Here is a 13,865-nt window from a genome sequence, read left to right as displayed (position 1 = left end):
ACCGGACCGCTTGAGGCGCCGACCGCATCGGCGCAGGCACGGACAACCGTGGTTCCCCCGGCCGGTGATGCGGGCGGAACCACGGTTGTCCAGGTCTGGCAGATGTCATGTGGCGGTGTTGTAGCGCTCGATCATGTGGCCGCGGCCGAAGGTCCAGTTGCCTGCGGCGGCTTCCCAGCTGCCGACGGGTGCGTTGAGACCGCCGTTGCCCTGGGCGGTCCAGGTGAACATTTTCACTCGGCCGTCGCTGTAGCCGTACATCGCGCCGAAGTCGTCGTTGCCGTCGCCGTTGTAGTCGCCGGTGACGAACTTCAGGTTCGCACGCGTCATGTTGCCGGCCGGGGTGGACCAGGCCTGGACGGGCTTGCCGAACATGCCGCCGGCCGCGGCGGAGAAGACGTGGATGGCATCGTGACCGTCGGCGTAGTCGTACCAGGCGGCCACGTCGTCGCGGCCGTCGCCGTCGAAGTCGCCCGCGAACACCGACGTACGGTCCGCGGAGCCCCAGGTGTCGCTCTCCCAGGAGCCGATCGGGGCGTTGAAGCCGCCGTTGGCGGTGGCCGTGAACGTCCACAGCTTCGCGCGAGTGTCGCCGTACCTGTACCAGACGGCGAGGTCGTCACGGCCATCGCCGTCGAAGTCGCCCACCGTCGGCTTGCCGTTCGTCTGGGTCCAGTTCCCCGCGGGGGTCGTCCAGGACATGAACGGGGTGTTGAAGCCGCCGTTGGAGTTCGCCGTGAACGTCCACAGGGAGTCGTGGCCGTCGGCGTAGTCGTACCAGACGGCGAGGTCGTCGCGGCCGTCGCCGTCGAAGTCACCGCTGTAGAGGTCCATGCGGGCGAAGGTCCAACCGGACGTCACCGCCCAGGAGGAGAAGGGCGTCTGGAAGGTGCCGTCACCCTTGCCGAGCCAGGTGAACGTCTTCACCTGGCCGTCGGTGTAGCCGTAGACGGCGGCCAGGTCGCCGATGCCGTCGCCGTTGTAGTCGCCGGTGGTGCGCTTCATCTGCCCCGCCGTCCAGTTGCCGGCGGGACTGGTCCAGGCGGTGAAGGGGGTCTTCAGTCCGCCGTCGGGCTCGGCGGGGATGGTGAACACCGAGTCGTGGCCGTCGCCGTAGTCGTACCAGCTGGCCATGTCGCTGCGGCCGTCGCCGTTGTAGTCGTGGCGGAGGGCGCTGCCGCTGGCCCACTGGGACGCGCCCTGGGCGTTGTGGATGACGAGGTTGCCGCGGTCCTGGAGGACGAGTCTGCCGCCCGGGGCGGCGGTCCTGGACTCCCACAGCACGGTGCTGCCGTCGGTCCCGACCACGGCGAGGTTGCCGCTGCCGTCGAAGCGGGCGGTGGCGCCTGCGTTGCCGGCGGTGCCGGTGGACCACACGATCGTGCCCGCGTTGGAGTGAACGGCGAGATTGCCGTCGGCGCCCATGGTGAGGCGGGCGGAGTTGGAGACGAGGCTGTCGCCGGGCAGCAGGACAGTGCCCGCGGTGAGCCGGCTGCCGCTGACGGTGTTGTCGAGGCGGGTGGCGACAGCGCCGGTGCGGGTCTCGTCGGAGCCGAAGCAACCAGCGTTCCAGGAGCGGCTGTTGAGGGCGACCAGCTCCGGGGTGCCGTTGTTGTCGCGGACGACCGGGCCGCCCGCGTCGCCCTTGCAGACGGCGGCGGAAGCGGTCTTCGGTGCCAGGTTCAGGGTGGTGGTGTCGGAGGCGCCGACGGTGAAGTCACCGGTGTGGAGCTGAAGGGGCACCCACTCGTCCTTGGTGCGGCCCCACCCGGCGGCGGTCAGGGTCTCACCGGCGACGGGGGCCGTCGTGGCGAGCCTGACCGGGGTGATGCCCGTGGTGCGGGTGGCCAGGCGGGCCAGGACCAGGTCGCGGCCCTCGCGTGGCACCAGCTCGACGACCTCGCGGACCTGCCCGGCGTTGGTGGCCAGGTCGCTGGTCCCGATGGTGGCAACGGTCTTCAGCGCGGGCCTGCCCGCCGGCACAGACTCCGTCACCGGGTCGGCGGCGAAGCAACTGGCGGCGGTGGCGATCCAGCCCGGCGCCACCAGCGCACCGGAGCACGCGCGCTGACCGTCTCCCAGGTTCAGGCGCGCGGTGAAGGAGTAGGTGCTGCCGGAGGCCGCGGGGCCGGCTAAGGCCTGCGCCGGGGCGGCGGCGAGTGTGCTCGCCGCGAGGGCGGTGATGAGTGCGGTGCTCGTGAGAGCCACGCGTGTGCGTCTGTTGGACACGTTGGCGTTCCTCGTTCTTTTCGTCAGGTTCTGCTGTGTGACCTGGGTGGGGGGGGACGCTCAGTCCGGGTGGGGGCGCCCGCGCGTGCCAGGTAGGTGAGAGGTGCTGCCTGCCAGTCGGCTGGTCGGTCGGCCGACCGGGCTGCCGGTCAGCCGGTCAGCCGGTCAGCCGGTCAGCCGGTGATGCGTAGTTCGAGGAGCACGGTGGGGGGCTCGTTGACGCCTTCACCGACGCCCTTGAAGTCGTTCTTGGGCACGTCGACGATCTTGCTCACGCCCTCTGCGGTCAGTTCCGCACGGACCGGGTGGGATTCGGTCTGGATCGCGAAGACATCGGCGAGTTCGAGGGCGAGGTAGCCGGTACTGGAGGTGACCTTGAAGCAGAACTCGCCGGCGCCGACGCGGGTGAGGACCTTGAGCTGGTCGGCGGCGTCGTCACAGGCGGCGAGGGTGATACGGCCGTCGCCGCGCTTCAGGGTGATGCCCTGCTCGACGAGGATCTTGTCGGCGCCCGGGTAGCCGAAGTCCTCGACGGCGTACGGCGGCACGTCGGCGGCCGCGTTCTCGGTGTCCGCGTCCGTACCGGTGCCGGTATTGGCGACCGCGAAAGCGGAGGCTCCGACGATCGCCGCCGCGGTCATTCCGGAAAGCAGGAGTTTACGGGCGTGGGATATCAACAGAGAAGTTCCTTCCAGGAGGTATACGGAACGAATCCGGAAGGGGAGATTCAACATATCGCCCCCACCGAATCTGCCGCCCCGTCGAAAATCGCGCACGTCACGATAGCAAGCGTTCATTGAAGGTGCACCAGTGTTCCGACGGATTTCCGCGTATGCTCGCCGGGCCGAAATCCGTTACCTGGCAGGCCGGTTGGTGCCAGACCGAGAAATGGGTGCTGTTGCTTTGAGACAAAAATTAAGGGCCCTTGCTGGTGCAACCAGCCGAATAAGGCCCGCAAAAAGAATGAAGCGATCAATGCGGGCAATGCGGGCAATCTGCCTGGCTCTCCTGATTTCCCTCGTGGCCGGAATCCTCGGGTCCGCACCGGCTCTTGCCCTCGAAGACCCCGTATACAGCGAGGATTTGAACAACTCGCACATCCCTGCAACGGACCGCGGCAAGGTCCTGTTGGCGTGGAAGGCCGGTGGCCCAGGCGTCAAGGCGGCCGCCGAGGCTGCCTTGTTGGGGACGGACGCGGACGTACGCGAGTTCCTCGACAACGAGCAGGCGGTGGCCGAGCTCAGTGACGACCGAGTGGCCACGGTGCAGATCTTCTCGGCAGGCGGCCGTGGAGTGCGCGAGGCCGCGCAGCTGGCCCTCGCCGGTACGCCGACGGACCTCGACACCTTCCTGAAGACCGGCTGGCAGGCGCCGCTGGAGCAGGACCAGCGGGTCCGTGCCACCCAGATCATCAGCGCCGGCGGCCCCGAGGTGAAGAACGTCGGCCGGGCGGCGCTGAACGGCACCGCCGACGACGTCCAGAACTTCATCGTCGACAGCCAGTACTCGGCCCGGGAGAACGACGAACGGGTCCAGGTCGTCCAGATCCTGAGCACGGGCGGCCCGGCGACCAAGGAGGCCGCCCAGGCCGCCCTCAACGGCACGCCCGAGGACGTGACGGAGTTCCTGGAGGTGGGTCAGCACATCGCGCGTGCCCGCGACCAGGAACAGGCCACCATCGAGGAACTCGTCGCCCTCGTGCAGGAGGCCGGCCGCCAGGCTCAGGTGGAGACCGAGGCCGCCAAGGAGGCGTCGGCCCGCGCGATCGCCGCGACCCGGCTCGCCAAGGAGGCCGCCCAGAAGGCAGCCGCCGAGACCGAGGCCGCCAAGGACGACGCGACCAGGGCGTCCAATGCCGCCGGACGCGCGGCCGACGCCGCCGAGGGTGCGGCCAAGGCCGCGCAGGAGGCGATCAGCGCGTCCCACGCCGCCAACACCTCGGCCCGGATCGCCGCGAACGCCGCCGCGCAGGCCGCGTCCGCCGCCGCGGGCGCAGCCCAGGCCGCGTCCCGCGCCCGCAGCGCGGCCGCCGACGCGGCGACCGACGCGACAAAGGCCGCCGCGGCGCGCAAGGCCGCGGAGGGTGCGCGTGCCGCCGCCGCGGGCGCCAAGAAGGCAGCCGAGGCCGCCAACTTCGCCGGTGACGCGGCCGACGAGGCGGGCAAGGCCGCCCTGGCCGCCGCCGGCGCGGGCACCAACGCGGACCTGGCCGCGGCCGCCGCGCAGGAGGCCAGCGGTCACGCCAACGTGTCCAGCGCCCAGGCTGCGCGGGCCAGGGCCGCGGCCGCGGAGGCCCGCAGGCACGCGGCCGAGGCCACGCGAGCCGCGAACAAGGCGGTGGCGCTGGCCGCCAGGGCCGCCAAGGCGGCGCGCGAGGCCCGCGACGCCGCCAACTCGGCCGCCGTCCACGCCGAGAACGCCGCTGCCGCCGCCGACGAGGCCGCCGAGCACGCCGGTGACGCGGCCAAGGCCGCGACCGAGTCGACCAAGCACGCGGCGGCGGCCAAGACGGCAGCCGACACCGCGACCGCCGCGGTCGTCCAGGCCAGGACCACCTTCGACCTGGCCCGTGAGGTGGAGGCCGAGGAACTGGCCGACCGCAGGTACACCGAGATCGAGCAGGCCAAGGCCTACAAGATCGCTGACGGCGAGCGCGAGGCGCAGGAACAGAAGGACGGGGAGGAGGCCAAGGCTGCCGACGCGGAGGCGCTGCGCCTCGCTGCGGAGGTGAGCAGCCCGGGCACCGATCTCGCCGTCGCCGCCGTACAGGCCCGTAAGGTCGCGCTGCACTTCGCGAAGACCCGCGGCCCCTGGAGCGTCACCACGGCCGAGGCCGCTCTCGCGGGCTCGGAGGAGCTGGTCATCGAGTACATCAGGGCCGGCTGGAAGGAGGCGGGCGAGCGGGACGAGTACGCCCGCGTCGTCAACCTGGCCTGGGACTCGGAGTACGCGGCCGTCCGCACGGCCGCGGAGACCGCGCTCAACGGCGACACCGCGCAGATCAGCGCCTTCATCGCGACCGGGCAGCACGACGCGGCCAAGAACGACTACCGCGTCAGGACGACCCAGCTCATGGAAGGTGCCGGTTCCGCGGTGCGGAAGGCCGGCCAGGAGGCGCTGGACTCCGGCTCGCCGGACCGGATGCGGACGTTCATCCACTCCGGCTACTACACGGCCCGTACGAGCGACGAGCGGGTCCGTGCCGTCCAGTTGAGGAGCATCGGCGGCCCTGAGCTCAAGGCGGCGGCAGACGTCGCACTTGCCGGACCGCCGCAGGTGCTGCACCGGTTCATCGAGGTCGAGCAGTTCCGGGCCGTCCGCAGGGATCAGCTCACCACCACTCACGTCTCGCGGATCCTGGGCCTGATCTCCGGAGCGGCATCCATCGCCGCCAAGGCGCAGCAGGACGCCGCGCTGGCCGCCAAGGTGGCGGCGGAGGCCCGTAAGGCGGCGGCCGAGGCGGCCGAGTACGCCAAGCAGGCCGCGGCGTCCGCGACCCAGGCGGGCGAGTACGCCCAGCAGGCCGACTCCCATGCCGACGCCGCCGAGAAGTCCGCAGCCGAAGCGGCGGCCTCGGCCAGGTCGGCGCGCGCCGCCGAGGCCAGCGCGAAGAGCGCCGCGCGGAGCGCCGACCTGTCGGCGTCCCGCGCGGAGTCCTCCGCGGTCCAGGCACAGCACTCGGCGAGTTCTGCCTGGGCGGCGGCCGACGCCGCGTACGCCTCGTCCATCGCCGCGGGCAAGGACGCCGACGCCGCCAGCAAGGCCGCCGACGAGGCCGGGGACATCGCCTTCCGGAAGCTCCAGGAGGAGATCAGGGCGCACTTCGCGGACCTGGCCGCCGAGGCCGAGGAACGGGGCCTCAAGGCGGAGGACGAAGCGTTCGAGGACTACCTGAACCAGCTTGAGGAGATCGACTGGGGGAAGGTCCTCTCCGAGGGCGGCCACTTCACCCTCGATGTCCTCGGCCTGATCCCGGGCTTCGGCGAGGCCGCCGACGGCGCCAACTGCGCCTGGTACGCCGGCGAGGGTGAACTGGTCGACGCGGGTCTTTCCTGCGCCGGCATGGTGCCGTTCGCGGGCTGGGGCGCCGCGGGCATCAAGTTCGGCAAGTGGGGCACCAAGGCGGACGGCTTCTTCAGGAAACTGTTCGGCAAGAGCCCGGACTTCCCGGTGTGTGTCAGGAGCCTGAGGCGAACGGCCCTGGCGGCGACGCCATTCCCCTGCCCGGCCAACTTCGCGAACTTCGGCAATGACGTACTCCAGTCGCCGGCAGGCCTGGTCTATATCAGGAGAAACGACACGGAGCACTACATCGAGCACGTCATGGCCCATACCAGGCCCAACCCTGACAAGCCCCTACATGGCGTCTTCAAGGAGAAGGACCAGGAATCGCTTCTGGGCCTGATCGACGAAGCCTGGGGAAGGGGCGGGACCATCGTCCCCACGAACAACAAGAACAAGGTCACCCGGGTCGACTACGACGAAGCCATCGGCGAGGGAGGAGAGAAGTACATGTGCATCGTCACCCGTGTCGTCAAGAAGAAGGACAGGGTCGTCACCGTGTTCCCGTCCTCCGATCCCACCTGCCCGAGAAACGCCTGACCTGATGGATGAGGGTGGTGGGCCCGGGCTACGGGCCCACCACCCTCCCCCGTACGCGAACCGATGGAAGGCACGACATGCTCCCGACCGACCGGATCCGGGCGCTCCTGCTGGAGCACGACGATCCCCGCCACCTCGAACACCCCGCGGACTTCGACCGGGTGACCTCGCGGAACTGCTTCGCGGGGCTGGTGAGCGCCCTTCAGCAACGTTTCGGCCCGTCCTTCTCAAGCGGCCTGGGCCAGGACACCAGTTTCTACGGCGTCATCGACATCCCGGCGGACACGACGGGCCTCGACCGCCCCCTGCACATCATGATGAGCAACTTCGGCGGCTATTTCGTCACCGCGCGAGTGGTCGCGAGTGAGGATTTCCCGGGCGGCGGGGAGAGCCTGCCCGAGGAGTTCGCGACGTGGTTCGACGGCGTCTGTACGGAGCTGGGCTGCACCTTCGTACCCTCCGAGCTGCTCAGTGAGCCGTACGTCGGGCCGTCGGTCCTGGCGGCGGCGGGGGACGTGGAGCTGGCGGCGGTGCTCGTGGCCGCGGGCGCGGTGGACGAGGACGAGGAGGATGACGAGGAGCTGGGGAAGACGGACTGGTACGACCGGTACTTCGAGTACATGTGAGACATCCGAGGCTCCGTCGGTTGACGTGTCGTCGGTCCCCCAGCTCCGCGTGCCGACCCACCCTCGGTAGTCCGACGCCAGCGCTTCCAGAAACAGCCCGAGACCGCTTCCCCCTGCCCAGGCCACTACCCCGTTGGCGCGAGCGTCCAGATTAGGAGTGGAGAACGGCTTCGGCGATTTCACGGACGCGATCCAGGGTGATGCCTGTGCGCAGGCTCATTCCCTGGTGAAGGTGCCCAGGCCGGTCGTGTCGAGGTTCTCGACCCGGACCTTTTCGGCGCGTCCGCCGGACCCGACGCCGAAGGTCACGCCGGACAGCCCAACGGCGTTCTCGCCCGTGGTGCGGTAGCTGAAGGTGTCGCCGTCGTAGTGCCGCAGGGTGAACCGCTGTTTCCTCGGCCCCAGTTGCATGACGAGGTCGTCGCCCTGGGCGCTCACGGTCATCGGGCCGTAGAAGTCGTTGGCGTACGTTCCGGTGTAGGCGCTGTCCGCCCTGGCCGGTGCGGGCCGTGGCGGAGGCTTGGTGTAGTCGGTCTCGGAGCGGTCGCCCGCCGCCGCCTGCTGGATGATCGGGCCGATGAACGTCAGCCAGTCGACCGTGGGCCCGCCCGTCTGCGCGGTGTCGAGGAAGGTACTGGCGATCGCCTCGGGTACGCCGACGGGCTCGCCGTTGGTGAGGACGACGATGCCGAGGTTCTCCGAGGGCAGCAGCGTGACACTGGTGGCCGCGCCCATCGCGAAGGCGCCGGAGTGGCCGAGCTTCAGCCTGCCCTGGTCGTCGTAACCGACGTTCCAGCCGAGCCCGTAGAACCCGGTCCTGCCCGCCGGCGCGTGCGGCGGCTCGGAGACGATGTGCGGCAGGTGGGTCTCGTCCAGCGCGTCGCCGTCGACGACCTGCCGCCCCTCGAACCTGCCGTTGCCGAGCTGCAGACGCAGCCACTTCGTCATGTCCCGGACGGTGGAGCTGGCCCCGCCCGCCGGGCTCTGGGCGTCCGCGTCCCGTACGAACTCGGCCTGCCAGGTGTCGCCCTCCTTCACATGGGTGACGGCCTTGTTCCCGGCCTTCTCGTAGTCGGCGAAGGAGGAGCTGGTGGAGTCCATGCCCAGCGGCCGGTACAGCTTGTCGGCGGACAGATTCTCCCAGCTGGTGCCCGCCGCCCGCGCGACGGCGACCGCGGCTTCGGTCGGCCCGAAGTTGGTGTACGCGTAACTGGCCCGGAACGGGTCCAGCGGTTCGTACCGTAGATGCTCCAAAATGTACGAGCGGTCGTAGCCGAGGTCCTCCAGGAGGTCCCCGGAGTGGTCGGGCAGCCCGCTGCGGTGCGAGAACAGGTCGGCGAGCGTGACGTGGCGGGTGACCCAGGGGTCCTTGAGGGCGAAGCCGGGACTGTGCTCGACGACCGGGTCGTCCCAGCCGACGGTCTTCTCGCCCACGGCCGCGGCGACCACGGTCGATGCGACCGGCTTGGAAACCGAGGCGAGCTGGAAGACGGTGTCGGGTCCGACCCGGCCCTCCGCGCCGGCCTTCCGTTCGCCGAAGCCCTTCAGATACAGCACCTCGTCGTCATGGACCACACCGACGGCGACCCCCGGCACACCGGTCCTGCGCATGGCGTCCCGTACGACTCCGTCGAGCCGGTCCACCGCGGCGTCGACCTTGGCCCGCGTGAGTCGCGGCGGTGGCTGGGCCGGCGGGACGGTGGGCAGCGGCGACGTCTGGGCGGCGGCCGGCCTGTGGACGGCGGCGGAGGTGTCGGTGTCGACACCCGTACAGCCGCCGCCGGCCAGGGCCGCGATCAGGCCCAGTGCGGCAGCGGAGCGAAGGCGCCGGGCGTGCGCCCGGTCGAGGCGAGACATGTTCCCCAGTGAAGGCCCTGCCCCGACGCCTGTCGCATCGGCGAGCCATTCGGGGGCCCGCCGCCTCGCGTCACCTGAGAGATCACGTGACAGATCGTGTGAGAGTGCCGCTCGCTCGCAGCAGGGGCGGTACGTGCTCACGGACGGCGGGTACGAGGGCACGAGCCGCAGGTCGCTCCAAGGTCGCTCCCGCCGCCGGAGATCCACACATGTGCGCAAGCTCGGCGGCGGGCCGGGCGCCCATCGACCCGGCCGATGCCCGTGCCGCGGACAACGCCCAGTTGACGCCCTGACAACGCCCGGTTGACGGTCCGAACGAGTGGACTCGCCGGTACGCGACCGGAAGGGGGCCGTTGCGACAAGTTGCCGATGGTGATGTTGCCGTCCGAGCCTGTGACTGCCCGTGACTGGAAGAGGCACCCCCAGATGCGACGTACCCCCCACCGCCGGATGCTCGCCGCAACGCTGCTCGTGGCGTGTGCCCTGGTCCCGATGGCAGCGGCTCCCGTCGCGGCCGTCCAGGCCGCGAAAGCCGACCGGCATGACCGGAACGACTGCCCGCCGGACGGTCTCGGCCCCGAGGTGAGCGCCCGGCTGGACAAGGCGATCGAGGACGTCCGCCGACAGGCCGACATCCCCGGTGTCGTCGTCGGACTGTGGATGCCCGGCAAGGGAAGCTACGTCCGCGCGACCGGTGTCGCCGACACCGTCACCCGCCGGCCGATGACCACCGACGGCTTCGTGCGGATCGGCAGCGAGACCAAGACCTTCACGGTCACCGCGTTGCTCAAGCTCGTCGACGACCACCGGATCCGGCTGGACGACCCGGTCTCCCGTTACGTCCACGGCGTGCCGAACGGCGGCCGGATCACGCTGCGTCAGCTCGCGGGGATGCGCAGCGGCCTGTTCCCCTACACCTCCGATCCGGACTTCGTCCAGGACCTGTTGAGCAACCCGGAGCGCTCTTTCACGCCTCAGGAAGTGCTGGCGTACGGCTTCAAGCACAAGAACACCTTCGCGCCGGGGAAGGAGTTCCAGTACTCCAACACCAACCTCGTCCTGCTCGGCCTGGTGATCGAGAAGGTCAGCGGTCAGCGGCTCGCCGACTTCATCGACGGGCGGGTACTGCGGCCGGCCCGCCTGCACCACACCCTTTTCCCCCAGGGAGCCGAGTTCCCCGAGCCGCATCCGCGCGGCTACACGGACCAGACGCTGAGCGGCTCGGTCGCCGACGCCACGGACTGGAACCCCAGCTGGGCCTGGGCGGCCGGGGCGATGATCTCCAACCTGCACGACCTGCGCCGCTGGGCGCCGATCGTCGCCACCGGGGAACTGCTCAGCCCCCAGACCCAGGCACAGCGACTCAAGACGCTGCCGACCGGATTCCCCGGCCTCAGCTACGGCCTCGGCATCTTCAAGACCGGCGGGTGGATCGGGCACAACGGCTCAATCCCGGGCTACGAGACGGTGACCGTCTATCTGCCCTCGAAGAAGGCCACTCTGGTCATCATGATCAACACGGACTCCCTCAGCCAGGGCCAGGAACCGTCCACACTCCTCGCACGGGCGATCACGGGGGTTGTCACGCCGGAGAACGTGTATGACGGGGCGGTTTCGCCGCGGTAGGTGTTTGGCCGGGTGAGGTGAGCTGGGGCCGGTGGGGCACCAACTTGCCCGACCGAGCTCATGTTCGACTGACCGCCGGGCGCAATCGAGCAATCCCTCGGCGGCCGCGGCGGGGGTAAGCTAGCGAGCGGCCGCACGAGAGCGTTCTTGGTCACACTTGGACTGCCTTCGTGCGGCCACTCTCATGCCCTGGCTACGGCCCGCGAGCGGAGAGAAAGTCCGGCGAGGGCAGAGACGCCGGGCCCCTAGAATGGCCGTCGTGACCGACAACACTCAGCGCCCCGACAGTGGGCCGAACAGCTCCCCCGAACTGCCGACTCAGTACGCGCCGGCCGAGGTAGAGGGGCAGCTGTACGAGCGCTGGGTAGACCGGGGTCACTTCGAGGCCGACGCGAAGAGCGACAAGCCCGCGTACACCATCGTCATCCCGCCGCCGAACGTCACCGGCTCCCTGCACCTCGGGCACGCCTTCGAGCACACGCTGATCGACGCCCTGACCCGCCGCAAGCGCATGCAGGGTTACGAGACGCTGTGGCAGCCGGGCATGGACCACGCCGGAATCGCCACGCAGAACGTGGTCGAGCGTGAGCTCGCCAAGGAAGGCAAGTCCCGCCACGACCTGGGCCGTGAGGCTTTCGTCGACCGTGTCTGGCAGTGGAAGGCCGAGTCCGGCGGGCAGATCGCCGGCCAGATGAAGCGCCTCGGCAACGGTGTCGCCTGGAGCCGTGACCGCTTCACCATGGACGAGGGTCTCTCCAGGGCCGTCCAGACCGTCTTCAAGAAGATGTTCGACGACGACCTGATCTACCGCGCCGAGCGCATCATCAACTGGTGCCCGCGCTGCCTGACGGCCATCTCGGACATCGAGGTGGACTACCAGGACGACGACGGCGAGCTCGTCTCCATCAAGTACGGCGAAGGCGACGAGACCCTCGTCGTCGCGACGACCCGCGCCGAGACGATGCTCGGCGACACCGCGGTCGCGGTCCACCCCGACGACGAGCGATACGCGTCGCTCATCGGCAAGCAGATCAAGCTGCCGCTGACCAACCGCACGATCCCGGTCGTCGCGGACACTCACGTCGACCCCGAGTTCGGCACCGGCGCGGTCAAGGTGACCCCCGCCCACGACCCCAACGACTTCGCCATCGGCCAACGGCACGGCCTGGAGTCGCTGACCGTCATGGACGAGCGCGGCGTCATCACCGTGCACGGCCCGTTCCAGGGCCTCGACCGTTTCGAGGCCCGCTCCGCGATCGTCGCCGCGTTGCGCGCCGACGGCCGGATCGTTGCCGAGAAGCGCCCGTACGTCCACTCGGTGGGCCACTGCTCGCGCTGCAAGACGACGTTGGAACCGCGCTTGTCCCTGCAGTGGTGGGTCAAGGTCGAGACGCTCGCCAAGGCGGCTGGGGACGCGGTCCGCGACGGACGCGTGAACATCCACCCCGCCGACATGTCCCAGCGGTACTTCGACTGGGTCGACAACCTCAACGACTGGTGCATCTCACGTCAGTTGTGGTGGGGCCACCGCATCCCGGTCTGGCACGGCCCGGACGGCGAGACAGTCTGCGTCGGCCCCGACGAGCAGCCTCCGGCCGGCGAGGGCTGGACCCAGGACACGGACGTCCTCGACACCTGGTTCTCCTCCGGCCTGTGGCCCTTCTCCACCCTCGGGTGGCCTGAACAGACCCCGGACCTGGAGAAGTTTTATCCGAACTCCGTCCTCGTCACCGGCTATGACCTCATGTTCTTCTGGGTCGCCCGCATGATGATGTTCGGCCTGTACGCCATGGACGGCGAAGTCCCGTTCCGCACCATCGCGTTCCACGGCATGGTCCGCGACGAGTTCGGCAAGAAGATGTCGAAGTCCTTCGGCAACACCGTGAACCCCCTTGACTGGATGGACAAGTACGGCTCGGACGCCGTCCGCTTCACCCTGGTCAAGGGCGCCAACCCCGGTACGGACGTGCCGATCGGCGAGGACTGGGTCCAGGCGTCCCGCAACTTCGCCAACAAGATCTGGAACGCCACCCGCTTCGCGCTCATGAACGGCGCCACGATCGAGGGCGACCTCCCGCCCGTCGAGAAGCTCTCGGCCACGGACCGCTGGATCCTGTCCCGGCTCAACGCCACCGTCGCCGAGGCAGACGCCTACTACGACGACTACCAGTTCGCGAAACTCGCCGACGCCCTCTACCACTTCGCGTGGGACGAGGTCTTCGACTGGTACGTCGAGCTCTCCAAGACCACCTTCTTCGAGGGCGGCGAGCAGGCCAAGGTCTCCGGCCGCGTCCTGGGCGAAGTCCTCGACGTCACCCTGCGCCTCCTTCACCCGATCGTCCCCTTCGTCACCGAGAGCCTCTGGACGACGCTGACCGGCCGCGAATCCATCGTGATCACCGACTGGCCGACGGACAGCGGATTCCGCGACCCGGCGGCCGAGGCCGAGATCGACAACCTCCAGCAGGTGATCACGGAAGTCCGCCGCTTCCGCTCCGACCAGGGCCTCCAGCCTGGCCAGAAGGTCCCCGCCCGCCTGGACCTGTCGGGCACACAGCTCGCCGCCCACGAGGCCGCCATCCGCCAACTCCTGCGCCTCCAGCCAAAGGGCGACGACTTCAACGCCACCGCGACCCTCCCCGTCGCCGGCGCCACGGTCGCCCTCGACCTGTCCGGCACGATCGACGTCGCGGCCGAGCGCAAGCGTCTCGCCAAGGACCTCGCCGCGGCCGAGAAGGAGAAGGCCCAGGCACAGGCCAAGCTCGGCAACGAGGCGTTCCTGGCGAAGGCCCCGGACAACGTGGTGGAGAAGATCCGGACCCGCCTGGCCAAGGCGGAGGGGGACATCGTCCGGCTCCAGGGTCAGATCGACGGCCTGCCGTCTGCTTAGCGGCCAGGCCAGCGAAGGAGCCCCGGACCGTGGTC

The 13,865-nt window shown here is 69.7% G+C and carries 7 protein-coding genes and 1 pseudogene; 4 read left to right on the top strand and 4 right to left on the bottom strand.

Going from position 1 to position 13,865, the window contains the following annotated elements:
• Window positions 1-105: 105 nt before the first annotated feature.
• On the bottom strand, window positions 106-2,229 hold the full coding sequence (locus tag RB628_RS22510; protein ID WP_318322313.1) for an FG-GAP-like repeat-containing protein: 2,124 nt from the start codon (window positions 2,227-2,229) through the stop codon (window positions 106-108).
• Window positions 2,230-2,402: 173 nt separating this feature from the next.
• Window positions 2,403-2,870, bottom strand: coding sequence for a hypothetical protein (locus RB628_RS22505; protein ID WP_318322312.1), 468 nt, complete (start codon window positions 2,868-2,870; stop codon window positions 2,403-2,405).
• 442 nt (window positions 2,871-3,312) lie between these two features.
• Between RB628_RS22505 and RB628_RS22500 the strand changes: the two genes are divergently transcribed.
• Window positions 3,313-6,831 (top strand): ALF repeat-containing protein, encoded by a 3,519-nt coding sequence (locus tag RB628_RS22500; protein WP_318322311.1) that lies wholly within the window; start codon window positions 3,313-3,315, stop codon window positions 6,829-6,831.
• Window positions 6,832-6,908: 77 nt separating this feature from the next.
• Window positions 6,909-7,457, top strand: coding sequence for a hypothetical protein (locus tag RB628_RS22495; RefSeq protein ID WP_318322310.1), 549 nt, complete (start codon window positions 6,909-6,911; stop codon window positions 7,455-7,457).
• A 39-nt stretch (window positions 7,458-7,496) separates the two neighbouring features.
• Here the strand turns inward: RB628_RS22495 and RB628_RS42675 are convergent.
• Window positions 7,497-7,640: pseudogene (locus RB628_RS42675) on the bottom strand (DUF6228 family protein); the annotation flags it as partial.
• A gap of 33 nt (window positions 7,641-7,673) precedes the next feature.
• Window positions 7,674-9,314, bottom strand: coding sequence for a serine hydrolase (locus RB628_RS22490; protein WP_318322309.1), 1,641 nt, complete (start codon window positions 9,312-9,314; stop codon window positions 7,674-7,676).
• Window positions 9,315-9,740: 426 nt separating this feature from the next.
• On the opposite strand from RB628_RS22490, the gene RB628_RS22485 reads away from it, so the two are divergent.
• Together RB628_RS22485 and RB628_RS22480 are read left to right on the top strand one after the other, a co-directional pair.
• Window positions 9,741-10,940 (top strand): serine hydrolase domain-containing protein, encoded by a 1,200-nt coding sequence (locus RB628_RS22485; protein WP_318322308.1) that lies wholly within the window; start codon window positions 9,741-9,743, stop codon window positions 10,938-10,940.
• A 259-nt stretch (window positions 10,941-11,199) separates the two neighbouring features.
• Window positions 11,200-13,830 carry a valine--tRNA ligase gene (locus tag RB628_RS22480; RefSeq protein ID WP_318322307.1) on the top strand — a complete coding sequence of 877 codons (2,631 nt, stop codon included), beginning with the start codon at window positions 11,200-11,202 and terminating at the stop codon, window positions 13,828-13,830.
• Window positions 13,831-13,865: the final 35 nt, after the last annotated feature.

Source organism: Streptomyces sp. ADMS, assembly GCF_033441795.1.
Lineage (GTDB): Bacteria > Actinomycetota > Actinomycetes > Streptomycetales > Streptomycetaceae > Streptomyces.
This window is presented reverse-complemented; position numbering and strand designations above follow the sequence as displayed.

Excerpts from the sequence above, each read along its gene's own strand:
- RB628_RS22505 (WP_318322312.1), bottom strand. The coding sequence starts at position 2,870 with ATGACCGCGGCGGCGATCGTCGGAGCCTCCGCTTTCGCGGTCGCCAAT.
- RB628_RS22495 (WP_318322310.1), top strand. The coding sequence starts at position 6,909 with ATGCTCCCGACCGACCGGATCCGGGCGCTCCTGCTGGAGCACGACGAT.
- RB628_RS22490 (WP_318322309.1), bottom strand. The coding sequence starts at position 9,314 with ATGTCTCGCCTCGACCGGGCGCACGCCCGGCGCCTTCGCTCCGCTGCC.
- RB628_RS22485 (WP_318322308.1), top strand. The coding sequence starts at position 9,741 with ATGCGACGTACCCCCCACCGCCGGATGCTCGCCGCAACGCTGCTCGTG.